The organism is Paenibacillus sp. Paensp111 (assembly GCF_059492195.1).
Map to the genome: position 1 here is coordinate 3,982,417 of NZ_CP168527.1, position 19,367 is coordinate 4,001,783.

At 51.2% G+C, this 19,367-nt stretch carries 19 protein-coding genes; 5 read left to right on the top strand and 14 right to left on the bottom strand.

The genetic code is table 11. From position 1 onward, the window contains the following. Positions 1 to 26: 26 nt before the first annotated feature. Complete coding sequence (locus tag ACEN86_RS18705; protein ID WP_495631984.1) at positions 27 to 686, top strand: SDR family oxidoreductase; 660 nt, start codon at positions 27 to 29, stop codon at positions 684 to 686. A gap of 87 nt (positions 687 to 773) precedes the next feature. Here the strand turns inward: ACEN86_RS18705 and ACEN86_RS18710 are convergent, their stop codons facing one another. From ACEN86_RS18710 to ACEN86_RS18720, 3 genes are all read right to left on the bottom strand, one after another. Further along, positions 774 to 1,184: a YjdF family protein gene (locus tag ACEN86_RS18710; protein ID WP_495631985.1), complete on the bottom strand. Its 411-nt coding sequence runs from the start codon at positions 1,182 to 1,184 to the stop codon at positions 774 to 776. Between the two features lie 231 nt (positions 1,185 to 1,415). Beyond that, positions 1,416 to 2,213, bottom strand: a complete 798-nt coding sequence (locus ACEN86_RS18715; protein ID WP_495631986.1) for a hypothetical protein — start codon at positions 2,211 to 2,213, stop codon at positions 1,416 to 1,418. A gap of 41 nt (positions 2,214 to 2,254) precedes the next feature. Further along, positions 2,255 to 3,118 (bottom strand): ABC transporter ATP-binding protein, encoded by an 864-nt coding sequence (locus ACEN86_RS18720; RefSeq protein ID WP_495631987.1) that lies wholly within the window; start codon positions 3,116 to 3,118, stop codon positions 2,255 to 2,257. A gap of 651 nt (positions 3,119 to 3,769) precedes the next feature. Between ACEN86_RS18720 and ACEN86_RS18725 the strand changes: the two genes are divergently transcribed. Beyond that, on the top strand, positions 3,770 to 4,159 hold the full coding sequence (locus ACEN86_RS18725) for a MerR family transcriptional regulator (RefSeq protein WP_495631988.1): 390 nt from the start codon (positions 3,770 to 3,772) through the stop codon (positions 4,157 to 4,159). A gap of 30 nt (positions 4,160 to 4,189) precedes the next feature. Here ACEN86_RS18725 and ACEN86_RS18730 read toward each other — a convergent pair whose 3' ends face one another. From ACEN86_RS18730 to ACEN86_RS18755, 6 genes are all read right to left on the bottom strand, one after another. Next, positions 4,190 to 4,534: a DUF3243 domain-containing protein gene (locus tag ACEN86_RS18730; protein ID WP_495631989.1), complete on the bottom strand. Its 345-nt coding sequence runs from the start codon at positions 4,532 to 4,534 to the stop codon at positions 4,190 to 4,192. 88 nt (positions 4,535 to 4,622) lie between these two features. After that, positions 4,623 to 5,549 (bottom strand): M15 family metallopeptidase, encoded by a 927-nt coding sequence (locus ACEN86_RS18735; RefSeq protein WP_495631990.1) that lies wholly within the window; start codon positions 5,547 to 5,549, stop codon positions 4,623 to 4,625. Positions 5,550 to 5,759: 210 nt separating this feature from the next. After that, positions 5,760 to 7,376, bottom strand: coding sequence for a DEAD/DEAH box helicase (locus tag ACEN86_RS18740; protein ID WP_495631991.1), 1,617 nt, complete (start codon positions 7,374 to 7,376; stop codon positions 5,760 to 5,762). Between the two features lie 182 nt (positions 7,377 to 7,558). Then, entirely contained in the window at positions 7,559 to 8,197 is a 639-nt protein-coding gene (locus tag ACEN86_RS18745; protein WP_495631992.1) for a ThuA domain-containing protein, read from the bottom strand. 67 nt (positions 8,198 to 8,264) lie between these two features. Continuing rightward, entirely contained in the window at positions 8,265 to 9,098 is an 834-nt protein-coding gene (locus ACEN86_RS18750; protein ID WP_495631993.1) for a uroporphyrinogen-III synthase, read from the bottom strand. A 195-nt stretch (positions 9,099 to 9,293) separates the two neighbouring features. Beyond that, positions 9,294 to 11,297 carry a methyl-accepting chemotaxis protein gene (locus tag ACEN86_RS18755; protein ID WP_495631994.1) on the bottom strand — a complete coding sequence of 668 codons (2,004 nt, stop codon included), beginning with the start codon at positions 11,295 to 11,297 and terminating at the stop codon, positions 9,294 to 9,296. Between the two features lie 310 nt (positions 11,298 to 11,607). Here ACEN86_RS18755 and ACEN86_RS18760 point away from each other — a divergent pair, with 310 nt between their 5' ends. After that, entirely contained in the window at positions 11,608 to 12,390 is a 783-nt protein-coding gene (locus tag ACEN86_RS18760; protein WP_495631995.1) for a SpoIID/LytB domain-containing protein, read from the top strand. A gap of 74 nt (positions 12,391 to 12,464) precedes the next feature. Continuing rightward, positions 12,465 to 13,094: a hypothetical protein gene (locus ACEN86_RS18765; protein ID WP_495631996.1), complete on the top strand. Its 630-nt coding sequence runs from the start codon at positions 12,465 to 12,467 to the stop codon at positions 13,092 to 13,094. 72 nt (positions 13,095 to 13,166) lie between these two features. Here the strand turns inward: ACEN86_RS18765 and ACEN86_RS18770 are convergent, their stop codons facing one another. Further along, positions 13,167 to 13,919, bottom strand: a complete 753-nt coding sequence (locus ACEN86_RS18770) for a winged helix-turn-helix transcriptional regulator (protein WP_495631997.1) — start codon at positions 13,917 to 13,919, stop codon at positions 13,167 to 13,169. Next, entirely contained in the window at positions 13,901 to 14,290 is a 390-nt protein-coding gene (locus tag ACEN86_RS18775) for a Fur family transcriptional regulator (protein ID WP_495631998.1), read from the bottom strand. The genes ACEN86_RS18770 and ACEN86_RS18775 overlap by 19 nt, the downstream gene beginning before the upstream one ends. A 178-nt stretch (positions 14,291 to 14,468) precedes the next feature. On the opposite strand from ACEN86_RS18775, the gene ACEN86_RS18780 reads away from it, so the two are divergent. Further along, positions 14,469 to 14,699, top strand: coding sequence for a YczF family membrane protein (locus ACEN86_RS18780; RefSeq protein WP_495631999.1), 231 nt, complete (start codon positions 14,469 to 14,471; stop codon positions 14,697 to 14,699). Positions 14,700 to 14,717: 18 nt separating this feature from the next. Here ACEN86_RS18780 and ACEN86_RS18785 read toward each other — a convergent pair whose 3' ends face one another. The 3 genes from ACEN86_RS18785 to ACEN86_RS18795 are packed head-to-tail and all read right to left on the bottom strand — an operon-like array spanning position 14,718 to position 19,280. After that, positions 14,718 to 16,184, bottom strand: coding sequence for a GerAB/ArcD/ProY family transporter (locus ACEN86_RS18785; RefSeq protein ID WP_495632000.1), 1,467 nt, complete (start codon positions 16,182 to 16,184; stop codon positions 14,718 to 14,720). A 4-nt stretch (positions 16,185 to 16,188) separates the two neighbouring features. Continuing rightward, positions 16,189 to 17,406, bottom strand: coding sequence for a Ger(x)C family spore germination protein (locus ACEN86_RS18790; RefSeq protein ID WP_495632001.1), 1,218 nt, complete (start codon positions 17,404 to 17,406; stop codon positions 16,189 to 16,191). Continuing rightward, complete coding sequence (locus tag ACEN86_RS18795; RefSeq protein WP_495632002.1) at positions 17,403 to 19,280, bottom strand: spore germination protein; 1,878 nt, start codon at positions 19,278 to 19,280, stop codon at positions 17,403 to 17,405. The genes ACEN86_RS18790 and ACEN86_RS18795 overlap by 4 nt, the downstream gene beginning before the upstream one ends. Between the last annotated feature and the right edge of the window lie 87 nt (positions 19,281 to 19,367).

A 19,367-nucleotide genomic window follows, 5' to 3' on the forward strand; every position in this document is an offset into this window, starting at 1 on the left:
TGAATTCGGATAAGGAGGCCAGGTTCATGAAGACCATTTTTGTTGCCGGAGCCCATGGGGGGACCGGACGGCGGATCGTACGTGAATTGATCGATGCCGGTTATCGTGTGCATGGATTGGTAAGAACAGAAGAGCAAGCAGCAGCTATTCGGGAATTCGGTGCTGAGCCTTTTATCGGGGACCTGAACGGGGTATTCTCAGAGGGACTTAAAGGAGCAGATGCAGTGATCTGCGCTGTAGGTTCAGGAGCCTCAGGCAATCCGGAGGAAGTTGATCATTTGGGCACTGTACGGCTTATTGAGCAGACCATGCTGGAAGGTATAGACCGCTTCGTTCTGATCAGCTCGATCGGCACCCTTGCCCCAGAGCAAATGCCGGATCTTCTGAAGCCTTTCCTGCTTGCCAAACGGCGGGCCGAGAAGGTACTGGAGGAGAGCAAGCTGAATCATACTATTATTCGTCCGGGCGGACTTACCAATGAACCTGCAACCGGGCGGGTTAGGGCAACTACCGGAGTTACCCAGTCCGGGCGGATCTCCCGGGATGATGTTGCCAAGGCGGCGGTTCTAGCCTTATCCCTTCCCCCAACTGAATCCTGCGAATTTGAACTCGTGGAAGGAGAAGTCCCTCTCGAAGATGCGCTGATGCAGCTGGATTCCATGAAGAAGGACCGCGCTCCCGAATGATTGAACCAGCATATCGTCCATGACAAAATAAGCCGTCTCCCTGTATGGGAACGGCTTATTACTTGATACAGCGCACAGGAGACCGGTTCAGCGTCCCCTGTGCTTGTCCTTGGCTTTCTGCCTTGCGATCTCCCGCTTACGTTCCTTCATCTCTTCGCGCTGCGCCTTGCCGATCACCCGCTTCAGCTGCTTCCGCTCCTCCATCTGCAGCTTAATCGCCTGCTCGGCATAGGTCCCGACGCCATGAGATCTGCTCTCCTCGGCTGCAAGCCTCTGCAGCCGCTTGGGATTCACCCGGCGCGTGGGCATCTGCTTGCCTTCCACTTCGGCCGTCATCGATTCCATCAGTGGAGCCAGTTGCTCGCTGATAAATTCAAGCACCTCGGCATCAGCAGGCTCAGAGCCGAATATATACCGGCCAGCCCGGACTTTGCCTTCAGCTTCCTCCTGCACTACACCTACCCAATATGGACCTTCGTAATACACTGTTAACTTCATACCTGTTAACCCCCTCTGTTCATACGAAAGCGAAGGACATCCCGAGGGGGAAGGTTACTGCTCCCTTACAGCTGAGCGGATGACACACTGAGGGCCATAGAGAGGTCCGGACTACCAACCGGACTGTGTTTTTACGCCTTCATGGTTATGATACGAAAAAGCGCGTGCAGCTGCAATCCATTTTGTGCATAGAAAAAAGGACCGCTCCCATGAAGAACGATCCCCCAATTCTTAGTTCGGCTGCGCTGCAGCCTTGATGGAAGCAGCCTTCTCTTCGCGCTGCTGACGAGTTAACTTTGGACAAGAGTAGCAATAGCCATGGCCTGTGTCCGTCCGGTAAGCCAGACAGCAGGTGGGCTTCATCTGCGACAGCTGACCGGGATGATAAGGATCATCAATCCATTTCGGCTTGTAATCGAAAGGGTTCCTGCTGACTCCAAAGATGGAGGAATCAACTTCCTGTATCAGATACTCATAATCCTCCTGCAGTCGGATGCGATCCGCTTCCTGTTCCAGCGTACCGCTAATATGCCTCAGATAATAGGCGACACCCAGCGGCAACTGTCCCCAGATCTGAGCTGCCCGAAGCCCCGACACGCTGGCAAGCACCCCGATTACCGGACGAAGAGTATCTCTATAGAAGCTCTGAATAGCCTCTGACCTCCAATTGTTCCTGTCCTGTGCCGGCCAGGGGTGCTCAGTCGTGCTCTGCAGCTGGAAGAGAACAGAGGGGTATCCGTTCCTTCTACTGAGATGCAGAGTCAAATTGGCTAATGAGAAATCCAGCCTGACTTCACTCAAAGAGATCATATATTGGAGGGTGACACACAATCCTCTCCATGCGGAAGCGAAATAGGTGACAGCCACCTGTATATCCTGTCCCTTTATCTCAATCTGGTAGGCCTTAAGGAAAGCCTCTGCCGACTCCACCGCAAGTAATTCGGAGGCCGGAATGCTGAGAATCGCATCATGGGGATGTTCCCTAACTATGCCGAACAATTGTTCAAAAAGTTCATAATCTAGCTTCACGAATGTCCCTGCCTTCATTGTGACTTGGCTAATATGCGCGGCTATCTTGAGGATGCAGCTATCATTCCCGGATTACCTTGCTGAGCAAAGGACTTCCTGGCTGGCCGTGTCTCATAGGTGCGGGGAGCAAGATCGTACGGTAGGCACAGAGGAACTCCGCTGCGGGGGTCTGTTACAATATCGGCTTCAATACCAAATACCTCACGCAGCACATCCTGGGTCACCACCTCTTCAGGAGTACCGGCTGCTATCGCCTGACCCCGCTTAATCGCAATAACGTGATCGGCATAACGGGCCGCGTGGTTCAAATCATGTACCACCATAACGATCGTGCGATTCGCTTGATGGTTCAGGCGTTCAAGCAGATGCAGAACCTCAAGCTGATGTGCCATATCCAGAAATGTAGTAGGTTCATCGAGGAACAAAATGTCCGTCTCTTGTGCCAGAGCCATCGCAATCCAGGCACGTTGACGCTGCCCGCCGGACAGCTGATCAAGCGGCCGGTTAGTGAATTCCAGCATTCCTGTGGCTTCAATCGCCCACTCAATCACCTGCTTATCCTCACTTCGCAGGCTGCCAAATCCCTTCTGATAAGGGAACCGGCCATAAGAGACAAGCTCATATACGGTCAGGCCCTCAGGCGCAGTCGGATTCTGCGGAAGGATAGCCAGCTGCTTGGCTACTTCGCGGGTAGACTGTCTATGAATGGACTTGCCGTTCAGAATGACACTCCCGCTTTTGGGCTGCATAATCCGGGCCATGGTCTTAAGAATGGTCGATTTCCCTGAACCATTCGCTCCAACAAGTGCTGTAATCTGGCCATCCGGAATATATACATTCAAATCTTTTACGATTAATCGGTCTTCATAAGCTATATCCAAGTGTGAGGTCTGTAAAGATACCATAACTATTCTCCCTCTCCGGTAAGCTGTAGTTCAATCAAGCCAAGTGATAATCATTATCAGTATATACTTAAAGATACTGATAATGATTATCAGTGTCAATGATTATTTTCCTCTAGACTGCTCGTTTATCCCTGAAGTTACAGACAAACTGTTATTTTTAAAACATAATAGGAGCTGGATCTAAACACCCCAGAGATGTAAGCACAGGGCTATGAGCAAGATTCCGCAGGTAACGATATAGTGTCGACCATCGTTCTTTCCATATAGAGCGATTCCATTAAAAACACGGGAACCCACCACGAATGCTGCGCTACCTAGTAATATGCCTAAAGGGATGCCCTTACTTAATTGAGCCAGACCGAGCAGCAGCATTGCAGCGTGAGCAATCATGAACAATGTAAGAGACCACTTTTGGAACGAGGTGAATTCTAAGGAGAGGTTCGGGGTTTCGGTATTCCTTCTGCGAATAATAACGGTCCCCGCTCCAGCCACACTCAATCCGCCAAACAAGATAAATATTAGACTACTAACCATAATACCTCAGTCCTTTCAACCATTTAGCATCAGCTTATAACGTGGGGTCAACCCCATGGCAACCTTCAATTTTGATGATTTTAGTTGTCTGGATGAGAAAAGAGGAGTAGGGAGCTTTTGAAAATAAGTGAGTTCATCAAGCAAGCAGGAACTACGAGGGACACTGTACGTCACTATGAAGAGCTAGGATTAATCCGGCCAGAATGGGTTCATGGCAGAAGAGAATATACGGAGAAGCAGCTATCCGATATGGACGCTATTAAAGAAATGAAATCCATGGGCCTTGAGCTGAAAGAGATTGAAGTCATCATCAGCCTTAAAAGTGACAGGGGCTGCGGTTCGGAGGCTTTGATCCAAGGTGTGATTCACAAGCTGACAGGTCAATTCAAAATTCTTCTTCAAGAGGAAGAGAGGCTGAGACAGTCTAGGCAGGCAATCGATACAGTGCTACACGAACTGAGGAAATTATACACCCAGCATGCAAAAGAGCAGCCTACTCCTGATTAAGGAGAGCTGCTCTTCTATGTTGAATATTAATTAATCTGCTGCTTGGGCAAGACGAACGAGCAGATGCGCAAGCTTGTGGCGCTGATCCTGATCGCCGACTTTCCAGAGCTCCTGCAGAAGCTTCTCTTCGCTGTTGCGCGGCTCTTCTTTCTCGGCCAGGTAACCCGCGATTTTCTCAGCAGCCTTAGCCATCATTTCTTCGCTAAGTCCGATATTCTGAGCAAGTTCAATTCTTTCAGAAAGATATTTTTTGAAGGATTGGAAATCGCTCAAAATTTTATCTTTTTGGCTATCATCCATCCGATCCAACGCATTATCGACCTTATTCAACGCAACTTCGCCTTCTTTGTTAACAGCATGTTCTTGTTCAGACATGGTACTGCCTCCTTTGGCTGATTGAATGAGTTGTACGTATACATACCTTCATAACCCATAGGATTGATGGATGAATCATTGTTACCAGTTACGGAGTCCCAGATACTTCCACAGCATCGTAGTATTCCTCAAGCGTAATTCCTTTGCGGGCCACGTCCTCGGCAATATCTTTGCCCACATAACGAATGTGCCATGGCTCGTATTTGTAGCCTGTAATGGATTCCTTGCCTTCCGGATAGCGGATGATGTAACCGTACTCCTGGGCATGCTCCTTCAGCCACTGCGCTTCCCTGGTTCCTCCAAAACACGATTCCGCCGCACACTTGCCGTCGCTTCCGGTTACGTCTATAGCCAGGCCCGTCTGATGCTCGCTGTAACCTGGTACAGCGCTGTAAGTTTTGGCCTTCTCCAAGCCGTCCTTCTTCACATAACGGTTGAACAGACTGGTCTGTGTCTTCTTGGAACGGTACGCCGATACCCCAGCCAAGTAAATTCCGTCCTTCTTGGCACCAGCGAACATCTCCTCAAGAGCGGCTGCCGCCTCTTTGCGCATCTTGCGCTTGTCGATCTTCTCGCTGAATGTGAACGGTACGTCCGGGTATACCAAGTCCTTTGGCTCATAGCCGTCCGGCAGGCCAAACTGCTTGTTCACAAGGACTGCTTCACTTTCCGGGTCGGCTGCAGTCTGCTTAAGGCCTTCACCTGTTCCGCCAGACTTCGTGGTATCCGGCTTATCCGTTCCCTCGTTAGTATTTCCCGATTGGGTTCCTGAAGATTCAGAGGGAGCGGCGGCCGGTTCTGTAACTTTCCCTTGGTCCGTCACCGTTCCTCCCGTCTGCTGGGATGGAGTGGATTCAGGGGTCTTGGTGCTGGAAGCCGCATTATCCTGCCCGCATCCGGCTGATAGGGCTGCTGTAAGTATAAGTGCAGCTGCGGTCATGGCCAGGCGGGCCTTACGGCTTTTTGGGCCAGACTCTGCTTCTTGAGACTGTATCTCCTCACGATGGTTCTTCATTCCTTGTGGTTCCTCCTGTCATCCGGAATCTTCCGGTTCTCTATAATATATTTAGACTGTTCCAATCGGCAAAAGGTTACATAAGATGCAGTGCGGCCAACCTGGGACTGCCTTCCTGCGAAAAACGCCCTGCTGGCAACGGCCAGCCTCCTTGCAGGGCGCACACAGCAAAAGCCGGCTCAATATATGAGCCGGCTGCATGCACGGGCCTTACCGCTTGCCGCCTCTGCGGCTGCGGTCACTGCCGCTGGCACGGCCGCCTCGGCCGGCCTGCCCGGCGGATCCGCCCGGGCGCGGCTTCGAGCCGCCGCGCCCGCGGGAGTCGCCGCCGCCAGGGAACGGCGGCGCGTCACTCCGGCCGGCCGAGCTGCGCCGGCCGCTGGACTGTCCGCGGCTCTCGCTGCTCGCGCCGCGGCTGCTATTGCCGCGCTCGCCGCTGAAGCCGCGCTCGCCCCCGCGAGCACTATCGCTGCGCTCGCCTCGGCTGCGCTCGCGTCCGCCGCTGCTGTCGCTGCGTCCACGTCCGCTGCTGCCGCTCTGACCGCGCTCGCGCCCGCCACTTCGGCCGCCACTGCTGCGGCCGCCGCTTCTACCGCCGCTGCGCTCACCGCGGCGGGAGCCTTCCCGCTCCCCGCCTGTTCTGGCGCGGCCTTCTCCTTCTTCGTGGCTCACCGAGGACTTCTTCAACGCCGTGAAGGAATGGCTTGACGGCTCGTAGCGCTCACGGTCAATCCGCTGGTTAATACCGCGCTCGATATCCCGAAGCTCAGGCATGTCCTTCGGCGCTACAAAAGTAACCGCAAGGCCCTTCTCTCCGGCACGGCCTGTCCGGCCAATCCGGTGGATATAGCTCTCGTGATCCTGCGGAACATCATAGTTATAGACATGGGTCACCCCTTCAACATCGATCCCGCGGGCCGCTACATCCGTAGCCACCAGGAACTGGAGCTTCGCATTCCGGAATGAACGCATGACCTGCTCCCGCTTGGCCTGGGAGAGATCGCCGTGTAATTCTCCAGAGATATACCCTCTCTCCTGCAGCGCTTGATTCAGCGCCTTGGCCCGAACCTTGGTGCGGCAGAAGACTACAGCTAAATAAGGATGATCCCGCTCCATCATGTCCACGAGAGCATCCTCGCGTGTACGATCCGTACATTCAATGACCAGCTGACGGATATTGCCGCGTGGAATATGGTCCTGCTTGGAGGCAATCCGCACATCCTGCGGCTCCTTCATATACACCTTGGCCAAATTTCTTACCTTCTCCGGCATTGTTGCCGAGAACAGCATGGTCTGCCGGCTTCTTGGGATGGAGCGCATAATATTCTCCACTTCCTCGAAGAATCCCATATGCAGCATTTGATCCGCTTCATCCAGCACCAGCATTTTTACCTTATCCAGCTTGAGTGCCCCGCGTCTCATGTGATCAAGAAGTCTGCCCGGTGTACCGATAACTAATTGGCAGCCTCCCTGCAGCTTCCGCAGCTGGCGATCCACATCCTGGCCTCCATAAGCGGCAAGCACGGATATCCCCTCACGTCCGGCAGCAAGTTTGCGGGCTTCAGCTGTAATCTGGATCGCAAGCTCCCGGGTCGGCGTAATCACCAGAGCTTGGGCGTTATCCAGCTCGGGGCGGATCTTCTGCATAATCGGGAGAAGGAAGGCCAGTGTCTTCCCTGTCCCCGTCTGGGCTTGGGCAATCAGATCATGGCCCGCGAGAAGCTTCGGAATCGACGCTTCCTGTACAGGCGTAGGGTTCGTAATCCCCTGTTCCTGCAAAATATCATAAAAAGCGGGCAGAAAGCCCCAGTCTTGAAAAGTTGTCAATATCCATTCACCTCATAATTCAGTTAGTCATACATTCTTCATGCTCATTGTAACAAGGATGCTCTCTACACACAAAAGACCGATCCGCCCCTTGCCAGGCGTTCCGGCCTTTTCACTAATTCCAGTATAACACGGTTTGGCTAACGTTAAGCCTTTAATTTGAACACTTATTTACCCCTAGCCTAGCCCGAGATGCGCGCCGCCCATTTTGCAGCTTGAAGCAGCAGCTTGCGGTACTCCGGATGCTGGAAGGCGGGCTGATCATTCCCCGGCATCAAGTACACCACACGTCCCAGTCCATAGGCATGTGCCCATGCTGCAGGATGCCATTCCCCATCGGCATTATACTCCAGCAGGATCGTCTTCTCTGTAAAAGGATCGAACTCGAAGCGGTAAGGCTCATCTTCGATCTTGAAGCCTTCAATCCCCTGAGTAATATCATGTCCCGAATCGGTAACACGGAGCTCGAGGGTTTGTCTTGAACGGTGCGCGGTATGCTTGGCTCCGATGAGCTGGGCAATCTCGTAACGGGTATCCATGATAATTCCGTTATGCAGAATAAGCAGGCCCCCGCCTCCGCTGACAAAGGACAGCAGACCTCCTGTCTGCTTCAGAGACAGCTTCTCTGTCCAGCTGTCGAGATAGGATATGCACAGGTCAAATGCACCCAAATTGTTATATTCAAACATATGATTGTTCTCACTGCAGTGCACGCTTAAATAATCCTGCAAAGTATGGGTGATTTCCGCATCCACACCTTGCAGAGGATGAAACTTGGGATGCGTGTAGTCCCCGATCAGCAGCGCTTTTTTCTTATTCATAGGTCATCTCCTCACGCAAGGGGTCTTGTTAGGAACAGACTCATGCTGTTCTTAGTTCAATCATTCGTTACTTACGCTCATAAAAAGGTTCGCTTTCGCCGGCATAATACCGTGCCAGCTCAACCATCATACTGCCCATCCGTTCCTCCCTAGGGGCAATAATCCGCGGAATCCCCGCTTCCACAAGGCCTTGCGCAGTTACCTTCCCAACGGCTACCGCTGCGACCGGCCCGCTGAGGGCTTCGATTAATTCGGTTAATCGGCCGCTTCGGTCGGCGTAATCCATCAGGAATCTGACCTGCGGCGTGCTGGTGAAGGTGACCGCATCGATCTGGCCTCCGAGAATGCCAGAGAGCAGAAGCTCCAGACTTTCGTCTGTCGGTGGAATATGCCGGTAAGGCAGGATCTGCAGCGTTCTTGCCCCCTGCTCCTCCAGCCACTTGATCAGCTTGGGCGCAGGATCGCCATGAAGCTGAATCATGACCGTCTTCCCATGAAGATCATATGCGGAGAAGGCCCGGATCAAACCTTCCGTACTGCCGTCGTCGTCCCGTACCAAAGGCTCAAGCTGCCTTTTCTTCAGCCCGTTCACGGTCTTGTAACCTCGCGCGGCAATCGAGCTATTCCGGAGAAGATCCCAGTATTCTGCCGCAATCCCCATATCTTCTGCCATATCGAACAGGGCATCCAGACCCACACCTGTCGTAAATACGGCCCAGTCCGGACGATTCTCCACCCAGGCTATCAGGCCGCTCTGCAGATCCTGATCATCGAGGAATACCGTCCCCTGTGCCGGCAGGATCAGCGGGATACCCCCCATATTTTCGACCAGTTTACTTAGATCCTGTGCCTTCCTGGGACCTGTAAGTGCGATTCTCTTCCCTTCAAGTCTCCTTGCCATCGTTCTCCCCCCAGTGCTTAACCGAGGCTAAGCCTTTCTACTGCTACCAGCTTATACGAGACGGAAAAGGTTGTAAATCGTCCTAAGGTATTCTTTCCGTTAAACGCAGCTTTTAATATACTCCTGGATGACCAAAAAGACTGTGGTCAGGTTAGCTTGGTAACCTGGCAAACAGTCCTTTTGGCCTTATTTTCACTAAGAATTACGAATCTTGAACTTGCCTACAAGCTCCTGCAGCTGTTCAGCCATCCGGCTGAGATCGGCTGATGAGGAAGCAATCTCCTCTACAGAAGCCAGCTGCTCCTCGGCTGCCGCAGAAATGGTCTGCGTGTTCCCCGCCGATTCTTCAGAGATCCGTCGGATCTCGGTAATGGAGGCATTCACCGTCCGTGCCCCTTCAGCCAGCTGGACAGCGGCTTCATTTACTTCATCCACTTTGCCCGCTACGCCCTTAACCGCTTTTCGGATTCGTGAGAACGAGCGTCCTGTCAAATCTACCGCCAGGATTCCCTCTTCTACCCGCTTGACCGCATGGTCCATGGAATTCGTTGCTCTCTGCACTTCTCCCTGGATTCCTTCAATCAGGTCACCAATCTGGTGGGCCGATTGCTCAGAATCCGAAGCCAGCTTACGCACTTCTTCAGCAACCACGGCAAAACCGCGTCCATGCTCTCCGGCCCTGGCTGCTTCGATGGATGCATTCAGTGCCAGCAGATTCGTCTGCCGGGCGATCCCTGTAATAACGCCGACTATACCTCCGATATGCTCGGTATGATTGCTCAAGGTCTTAATTACCTCAGCCAGCTCTTCTACAGTCTGGTTAATATTCTCCATCTTCTCAACGACACTGATGACCGAGGTATTCCCTTCTTCGGCAGCATGAATGGTCTGACCCATCTTGCCGCTCACATCTTTCAGATTATCGGACATGGTAAATACCTGGCCTGTCATGTCTTCTACCCCGTCAGAGCCAGTCTCCACACTTTGGAGCTGACGCTCGCTCCCCGCAGCGACCTCCTGGATGGTGATCGTCACATGCTCAATCGCACGCGTCGTCTGCTCCGCACCCGCGGAAAGTTCCTCGGCCGATGTGCTTACGTTATGGGTAGTCTCTTGAACATGAAGGATCATGTCCCGCAAATTCTGCACCATAACAGAGAAATTCCCAGCCAGATCACCAATCTCATCATTGTTCATCACTACCACGTCGGTCGTAAGATCCCCCCGGCTCACGCTCTCCGTCTCTTTCTGGAGTCGTTGAATGGGCCTAATAATAGAACGTACAATGAAGACAATCACAGCACCCGCCAGCGCAAGAGAACCCAGAAGCACCGATATCGAGACAACAAGACTGGTTGATGCCGAGCTGTTAATCTCATTTTGATCCCGGATCCCCGCAATTCTCCAGCCTGTGGAGGCATTCTCCACCGTCAGGATTTTAAGAGACTGGTCGTTCCCTGTATAGTTGATCTCGTCCATATTGCCATCGGATTTATAGATCTCGTTGATATAAGCTTCCTTGGCGGCTGCACCCTGCTTGCCATTCGGGTTCACCACATACTGCTTCTTGCTGTCCAGGATCACGACGTACCCCGTCATTCCGAGCTTCATCGCTACGGACCTTTGGAGCACCTGAAGATTGATTGTCATGCCCAGGACACCGGTTCCGTCTTTCAATTGACGGGATATGTATACAACAGGGGTCTTCTCTTTGGTAATAAATACCGGGCTGATAAATGTGGTATCCGCCGTTTGCATCGGATCACTGAACCAGGAGCTCTTCAGAATCTCGGCTGGTGTATCTGCCATTTTCCCGTCGGTCGTCTGGATCAGGCTGCCCTGCTTTGTTGCGACAAAGACATTGTCCACATCCGTGTTAAGTCCCAAATACTCGTCCAGTTCCCCTATTAGTTCCTGCTTACCGTCTCCTGTCAGCGTTTCCGGTGTAATGTTCCTACCCAGAAATTCAACATTTAACATTTTGTCGGAAATTTTCTCATCAACCAGCTGGTTGATAAGCTTGACGGTCTCCTTGGAGTTATTGGTAACCTCCCCGATCAAGGATTCCGCAGAGGTCACAAAAATCACCGTGCCAATCAGGATGCTTGGAATCAGCAGAATTCCCGTAAATGCCAGAATCAGCTTCTTCCGAATCGTAAATCTGTTTTTTCTCTTTTTCTCTTTTTCTTTTTTGTTCAAGAGAAGTCTCCCTCCTTCTAATAGCTCATTCTTATCGAACTACCCAACTCTATCCAAATATTTTATCGGCAGGTCGCTTCATATTTTTGACAAAAAAATAGAGACCTGTCTATTAGATCAGGTCTCGCATTAGCTCGACTATTTGTATAGAACTCAGGAGTAACTGCTAATCAAGCTTTAATAAAACAATAAAAATGAAAAAAATGGGAAAATAGTAATTGTTAGTATAAACGTTATATGTTAAAATCTATATAGATCATTATGGATGCGCACCCATATTTTACCAATTTCAATTATGGGAGAGATAGATGTGAGTTTTTTAAAAAAGACACTAGTAATTGGAACAATATCTACTTCTTTATTCGCTGGTAATTCCTTAATTCATGCTGATGCTCCTTACCCGCATGCTGGTCAGGACCGCCCTGCAAATTCGACAGGTATATCAATCCCATACACAGAAACCATCACACCGAATGCAAGCAAATCGGCCAGTGGAACAGACGTTACGCCAATGGGAGTTGTTCCGGTTACAATATTCCCGGAGCCTACCCAAATCAGCGTTTCGATTTATGATCGTTCATCAACAGGTGCAGAGATTGCCGGCACTTACCACAAAACGGTTACTGTAGACTTTGAGACTTACGTTAAAGATGTATTGCCTAATGAGTGGTATGAATCTTGGCATACAGATGGAATGGAGTCTCTAAAGGCAGGGGCGTTAGCGGTTAAGACCTACGCGTGGTATCATATTAAGCATCCTAAGGATAGCAATCATAATGCCGCTGTCACTAATGGGACTACTTCTCAAATGTATACGGCTGGCTCCAATCAACCCTATTGTAACCAAGCCGTAAATGCAGTAGACAAATTAGTTATAGGGAATTATACACTTAACTCAAACGGAACTTATACAACCAAATTGGTTGAAACAGGATACCTTGCGGGTCAGACAACGCCTGGCACTATCATGGGCCAAAAGGCTTCTTATGGTGATGCAAAGGCCGGTATGTCTTATACAGATATCGTAGCAAAATGGTATAAAAATCTCGGCATAAAGGTATGCCCTCAATCTGTCGCAACCCCGGGTTCCTAATAACTATCATGTCAGGAGATTAAGGAAGTTGTTATCTTTAATCTCCTTATCTCTACTATGAATGAGGGGAAGTTATGAGAACATTAGCGTTAGTAGCAATCCTGACGTGTGTAATGCTGTCAGGATGCAGTATAGGTGAAAAGCAGTCAAATCACGAAGCTGCCAATAAAGTGAACACCCCATCCTCAAAAGTCACTGCCTCACAACCCGTCACTCCATCAGTGCCTAAGGGGCTCATCATGAACAGCGACTCAAATTATATGAGTAAAGAGGGGCTTCAAATATTCACGACCCCACCCACTGAGGGTCCGGCAAAAGTAGCCTGGGATTTCTTTAGGTTACAGGGTGAACAAAAATACGATGAGGCCTTATTGCTTCTTGACGGCGTTGATACAAAGGATAAAATTTGGGCAGATTATGGTTCAAAACCCAATGATCCGTACTTGACGGAAGTCATTGGTTCTAGCTTTGTTAGATGGACGGATATTACTGATATTAATTCCAAAGAAACAGAAGATAACGGAGCCATTGAATATAAAATTATCTATATAGAGGTTAACTTCAAATTACGTGGTAAATTGACCGAGGAGCAGACGGGCATGCGAAATGGCCTGAATGTATATGCTGTCCATGTTGTCAAGTATAAAAAAGATGGCCCGTGGCGAATTTCCTTACTTGGCGGGACTCCTCCGCTGGAAAAGTAACAAGCTAATTCAGTACGGAACATGTGAATGACTGAGCCCCCTGTCACGATGATGACAGGGGGCTCAGCATGTTTAATCAGCCATTCTGTACCCAACACCACGTACCGTGGCGATATAGGTCGGATTAGATGCCCGGTCGCCCAGCTTGCGGCGAAGGCTCTTGATATGAACGTCTACCACGTTGCTTCCGCCAAGAAATGAAGTATCCCATATATCACTTAACAAATCCTCACGGGACAGGACGGCTCCGTCGCTAAGCAGGAGCTTCAGCAGCAGATCATATTCCGTCTTGGTCAGTTCAATTCGTGAGCCGCTGCGGTAGACCGACATCTTCTTGCGGTCGATCCACAGATCTTTGTAGATTGCCGGGGATGTACCGCTCAGAAGCAGAGAAGCGGGCGCTTTCTTGCTGCTGTTCCGGATAATACGCTGCGCATGATATAGAACCTCCTGGGTTCTGGCTGGCCATACCAGCAGCTCCTGCTGGCGAAGCCGGTCATCCATCCGCGGCAGCATGGATTCCTTAATAAGCAGCAGGGTTGGAATCTCATCCGTATGCTGCGTCATTAAGGTCTTCAGGGCAGCTTCATCCTCCTTTTCACGGTAGGAGGTGAGATCAAGAATAAGCAGATCGGCGGACTGGGCATTCCGGATTCCCTGCTCCAGATGATGGAATACCATCACATCGAAGCAGCCCTCGGACAGATCGCGGACCAGTTCGTGGAGGCCTCTTGGAAGCGGGCTGACGACGATGACCCGCTGGGTAACCGGACAGAAATCCGGCCGTAAATCTTGCTCCGCTACCTTCATTTCTTCTGTTGACATTGTCCGCATACCCCCCCAAATACGACATGTGCATGATGGACATCGTACCCGGTCTCCCTTGCTACGTCAGCACTCCACGCCTCCGGAATCTGGGTCATCACTTCATCTACACGCCCGCACACCTCGCAGAGAATATGCTGATGATCGTCCAGCTTCGCATCATAACGGCTGGCAGCCTCTCCAAGCTTAAGCTCCCGGATCATTTCCTTGTCAGTCAAATATCTAAGTGAATTATATACGGTACCGTAGGCAAAATTATGACCCTGCTCAACCAGGCGATTCATAACCTCGGCTGCCGTAGGATGATCATTTGAATTCCGGACCACTTCATAGACAGCCCGGCGCTGTGTTGTTAGGTTCAATGATTTCATACTTACTCATTCCCTCAATTGTATTTAGAATAAGTATAAATATAAAAATCTTACCTGTCAACGGATCTTCTATCTCAGGCTGAATGACCGCCCTCTGCTCCTCACATACTACCGATATGAGAAAGAGCCATAATCCTATGGCTAATGCAAGGCAAATTATACGGGGGGCTTGATCCACATGTTTAAGAAGTATGCTGTGATTGGTCTGATGTCTGCCCTCTCCCTGGGCATGATGCTGATGATGGATATCATCGCCGGGCAGCGCTGGCAGGATACACTCAGTAATATTAATTATCAACTGATTAGCGGGGCTGAGAAGTTAATCGCAATCATCTTAATAGCCGGCTTGCTTGTCCCGGATCTGATCAAAGTCATTAGGAACATGCGGAAAAAGCGTTCCAGCAGCTGATCTTCCAAAGTTCCCGATTCACGGAGCTTCTGTGTCAGGGGCTTGTCCGGCTTCGGAACCCTGTTCAGGGACCGAGCCCTGATCCCTGCCGGGTTCCGGTTTAGAACCCGGCTGCCGCCTCTTCCCAGACGCTTGCTGCTCTCCCTGCGGCTGCTCCGCACCGAATTCCTGCTGCCCTCCCTGCGGCTGCTCCGCATCAGATCCTTGCTGTTCTCCCTGCGGCTGCTCCGCATCAGATCCCTGCTGCCCTCCCTGCGGCTGCTCCGCATCAGATCCTTGCTGTTCTCCCTGCGGCTGCTCCGCATCAGATCCTTGCTGTTCTCCCTGCGGCTGCTCCGCATCAGATCCCTGCTGCTCTCCCTGCGGCTGCTCCGCACCAGATCCCTGTGGATTTTTAGAAGTCTTGCGCCACTTGTAAATCCACCCCGCAATGCACAGGACTAGTGGTATGACTGCGAAGAAGAAGGGGTCAATCCGGTACAGGATGTTGGCGCCTTCCTCCAAATGCTCAGGCAGACTTTTCGCCACCACTAAAGAAATGAGCAGAACTAGGAGGGCCATGGGATAGATCAGCTTGCGATAAGCCATTTTGAATAAATCGGCGGTTCCGATCAGAGCCACGTAGAAATAGATCCCCACCTTGAAAAAGTCATCAATAATCAAGGTCATGACAATGAGAATATCGTTACGCTGGATGAAATCGGATATTGAAGCTTTGCTGATGGTTGTCATTAGAGGCAGCGGAGAGCGCTCAACCATATCTACACCCAGCACCGCCACATTAATAACCGAGGTATAGCTCAGAATAATCCCCGATATCAGAATAGCTATATAACCTGCCTTTACCCCCGTCTTGGCATTCCCCAGATAAGGCAGAATCATGGAGAAGCAGATAATCTCACTGAACGGAAATGCATAACTTTGACGATAAAAGGTCTCAAGTACGGGGCCAATCCCCTTTTCAAGTATTGGAAAAACCCGTTCCATCTCAATAACTCCCGATAATATCAGCAGAACAGAACTGAAGCTCCCGATCAAAATAACCACAACTGCAAATATGATTGCGGTTCTGGCCAGCACCTCAATCCCTTTGTGGATGACATAAGCCACTGACATGATCATCAGGGCATTTACTACCAATAGCGGAGTCTGCTTAAGAGCCGTTGAGAGCATCAGGGCACCCCCGTCGCGCAGGTCGCGCCCGGTCTGGTAGACGAAGAACACGATGAACACCAGTCCGATGACCCAGCCTAGGTATTTGCCAAATAGAATCTGGGTATAGGCGGTTGGAAGCATGCCGGGGAACATTCGGTAAAGAAAGGCAAAGACCGCGAAAAGCAGCAGGCCATACCCCATCCCAAGCAGGATGGAGAGCCAGGCATCTTTTCCGGCCCGCATGCCTAGATTGACTACCAGCGAAGTTCCAAGCTGGAACAGGAGCATCAGGGCGAAGAGCTGGAAGGAGGTTATGCGGTTCTTTTCCATTCAACTACTCCTCCTCCTTGGTGATCTGGCTCCGATAAGAACGGTCTCTCATGCCCGAGTAACGAATCACGGTCTCCACGTTGTACTCTACGTCCAGGTGTGCAAATACATCTGACCAGTGGGATTCCAAAGCCCTCCACGCCTTGGGATTCGCCCGTTCAATTACGGAGCCGAAACCAAACACATCACTCTTGATCTTCTTGGCCTCTTCTACAGCAGACTGCATTTCTTGCGTAATCACTTTGCTAAGTTCCTTCTCAAGCCGGTTCAATACCGTGTCTTGTCTCACGTCCAGATCACAATTCAGTTCTTTTATGGAGGCCTGCGGCTTTACCGAGATTTGAATTACCGGGTGCTCCGGATCTTTAAGGTCAGCCTTCACTTTGGTTCGCGAACGGATAATTTCATAAGCTATAAGCCCTTTATTGTCCAGGCATCCGGTTACCATGGCGGTTTGTTTGATTTTGTCGCTCACCCAGATGAGTCCCCGGCTTTGATGCGGATTCATCCAGGTCACTAATTTATCTCCCGCGAAGATTCCTACCCCTTCCAGCTGAAGCATGCCCGGTGTATTAATCTGCTCGATGTTCGACTTGGTGGGTGCAGTCTGAAGATCGCCATCCACTTTGACTCCATTAATAATTGGACCCCCGCCCGGGATTTGCAGGGCACGGATAACATCGTCAATTTCAACCCGGTAATTGTCGCCCAGCAGTCTGGAAGATGCCTGTGATTTCTGAGCCAGGTCACTGGATGGGATTTTGCCGATGGGTGTCATAACATTCACGATATCTGAGGCCATTTGGCCCTTGGCCAGATACACCTGAGAAGTTGTCCTGATCTGAGCATCACGCTCCATATAATCCAGCACATCCTTAATCCCCGACCTTGCAAGCTCTTCGGAAAAAATAAGAGCATTGATATGCCCCAGGGAGAGATACCTTGGAACTTTACGCGAAGCCTCCCGAACCGCTTCAAATACCGTTCTCCCCTCACCCTGATAAACAGCGACCGGGGCGCCGCCCCGGCTGTATTTCCCGGAAATCTCATCCGCAATGATGACCTGTAGAGATACCTTGTACTTCGGCTTATCTCCCTGCTGGAGGTCAATGCCCATCCCCGACACTACCGCCCGCCGATTTAGCTCAATGCTGTCCCAGCAGCCGGAGAGTAACAGCATGACCGCTGCCAGTGCAATAAGCCCGATCCATCTTCTGATCATGATGTCTGACTTCCTTCCCCTTCGGTATTGGAGGAATTTGAACTGTCATTGCCCGGAAGCTCGTGCATGGCCTTGCCCCACCTGCCAGGCTTCCCGCCCTTTTGGCTGCCCAGAGGCTCGACCTCAAGCTTATTCTCTGCCTTTCGCTCATCACTAGGAGTAAGCGGCTGATTCTCGTACTGTGAAGGGACTTGGCCTGAGCCTTGACCTGAGCTTTGACTTGAGCCTTGGCCCGAGCCTTGGCTTGAGCTTTGAACTGAGCCCTGGCCTGAGCCTTGGCCCGAGCCTTGACTTGCCTGCTTGCCGCCTTGCGGCGAGGCGGGCTTTTGCTGTGACCCGTTTTTTCGCAGCGCCCAGAAAGGAAAGATAAGAACGGCATCCTTCTGGCTCGACAGTACGAACGGACTAAACGGACTCAGAAAGGGCATGCCGAAGGAGCGCAGGCTGTTCATATGAGCAACCAGGACGATAAGCCCGAGCGTGATCCCGTAGAAGCCGAACATTCCTGCAAGAATCATGAAGAAAAAGCGAATCAGCCGCCCGGCGATGGACAGATTGTAGGCAGGTATGGCAAAGCTTGCAATCCCTGTGAGCGCAACCACGATCACCATCACCGGGGTAATAATCCCGGCCTCTACCACCGCCTGCCCCAGAATCAGGGCCCCTACAATGGACACCGTCTGGCCAATTGCCCTGGGCATACGAACGCCAGCTTCCCGAAGGATTTCGAATGCTGTCTCCATCAATACCGCCTCCACAAACGCCGGGAAAGGTACTCCTTCGCGCTGGGCCATCAGGCTGATCAGCATTTGCGTAGGAATCATTTCATAGTGAAACGTAGTGAGGGCGATATAGACCGCTGGTCCGAGTATAAGAACAATAAAGCTCAAGTAGCGAACCATTCTCATCAGGATGCTAATGTCATAGCGCTGCGCATAATCCTCGGCGGAATGGAAGAACTGCGGGAAGGTCGCGGGCATGATCAGTACAAACGGAGTGCCTTCAATAAAGAGCACCACTCTTCCTTCCAGCAGGTTTCCAGCCGCTACGTCCGGCCGCTCTGTATTGAAGACCGTAGGAAAAGGGGTGAACGTATGATCCTGGATAAATTCCTCAATATAGGCTGATTCAAGGATAGATTCTGTGTCGATACTCTGCAGCCTGCGCCGCACTTCGTCTACCAGACGTTTCTCGGCGATATTTTGAATGTACATGATTGACACCCGGGTATTCGTGACCTTTCCGACCTTCATGTTCTCCAGCCGGACGTCAGGGGACTTAATTCTCCGTCTGACCAGTGACACATTGGTAACTACAGATTCCACGAAGCTGTCCTTGGGGCCTCGAACGACCAATTGGGAAGTCGGTTCTGTAATCGAGCGGGCCTCTCCTCCCTGAGTACCCACGGAGATCACTTTCTCGCACCCATCCAGCACAATGACTGAGTTACCGGACAGAATCGACAGGAGCATGTCCTTCCACTCCGTAATGACCTGGACTTCTCCAGAGGAGATTGTCCTTTGCAACAGAAACTGAATCCAGCCTTCCGTATCCTGGGGATCAGGCTCCTCATCGGCCGTATTCAGCAAAGACTCTGTAACGAATTCATTCACCATATTGTGGTCTACGAGCCCGTTCATATAGACCAATGCAGCTTGCTTGGCAGTCTTCTTGCCCACCACCAATCTGCGGATCAGGACATCCGAGCTGTCCCCGAAATCCTGTCTGATCCGCTCCAGGATCTGGTCCAGGTCCCCTGAGGCCGGGAAGCTGACCTTAGAGGAATCGTCGCTGTTTTGTGGCCGTGAGGGCTCCGCTGTATAACTACTGCGGACGCTTCGTCCGCCCCGTCTGGGTGTCCTGATGCGATTCATGGAGTCTCCTATTCCTTTCATACTCTTTAATTCCATTATTTACTTCGCGCGACCTTAATATACGAGTATGAATAGAGACCGCCCGCC

What these genes read in the sequence shown, in the direction of transcription:
- ACEN86_RS18705 (WP_495631984.1), top strand. Translation starts at nt 27, where the DNA reads ATGAAGACCATTTTTGTTGCCGGAGCCCATGGGGGGACCGGACGGCGG.
- ACEN86_RS18710 (WP_495631985.1), bottom strand. Translation starts at nt 1,184, where the DNA reads ATGAAGTTAACAGTGTATTACGAAGGTCCATATTGGGTAGGTGTAGTG.
- ACEN86_RS18720 (WP_495631987.1), bottom strand. Translation starts at nt 3,118, where the DNA reads ATGGTATCTTTACAGACCTCACACTTGGATATAGCTTATGAAGACCGA.
- ACEN86_RS18730 (WP_495631989.1), bottom strand. Translation starts at nt 4,534, where the DNA reads ATGTCTGAACAAGAACATGCTGTTAACAAAGAAGGCGAAGTTGCGTTG.
- ACEN86_RS18735 (WP_495631990.1), bottom strand. Translation starts at nt 5,549, where the DNA reads ATGAAGAACCATCGTGAGGAGATACAGTCTCAAGAAGCAGAGTCTGGC.
- ACEN86_RS18745 (WP_495631992.1), bottom strand. Translation starts at nt 8,197, where the DNA reads ATGAATAAGAAAAAAGCGCTGCTGATCGGGGACTACACGCATCCCAAG.
- ACEN86_RS18750 (WP_495631993.1), bottom strand. Translation starts at nt 9,098, where the DNA reads ATGGCAAGGAGACTTGAAGGGAAGAGAATCGCACTTACAGGTCCCAGG.
- ACEN86_RS18765 (WP_495631996.1), top strand. Translation starts at nt 12,465, where the DNA reads ATGAGAACATTAGCGTTAGTAGCAATCCTGACGTGTGTAATGCTGTCA.
- ACEN86_RS18770 (WP_495631997.1), bottom strand. Translation starts at nt 13,919, where the DNA reads ATGTCAACAGAAGAAATGAAGGTAGCGGAGCAAGATTTACGGCCGGAT.
- ACEN86_RS18775 (WP_495631998.1), bottom strand. Translation starts at nt 14,290, where the DNA reads ATGAAATCATTGAACCTAACAACACAGCGCCGGGCTGTCTATGAAGTG.
- ACEN86_RS18780 (WP_495631999.1), top strand. Translation starts at nt 14,469, where the DNA reads ATGTTTAAGAAGTATGCTGTGATTGGTCTGATGTCTGCCCTCTCCCTG.
- ACEN86_RS18785 (WP_495632000.1), bottom strand. Translation starts at nt 16,184, where the DNA reads ATGGAAAAGAACCGCATAACCTCCTTCCAGCTCTTCGCCCTGATGCTC.
- ACEN86_RS18790 (WP_495632001.1), bottom strand. Translation starts at nt 17,406, where the DNA reads ATGATCAGAAGATGGATCGGGCTTATTGCACTGGCAGCGGTCATGCTG.
- ACEN86_RS18795 (WP_495632002.1), bottom strand. Translation starts at nt 19,280, where the DNA reads ATGAATCGCATCAGGACACCCAGACGGGGCGGACGAAGCGTCCGCAGT.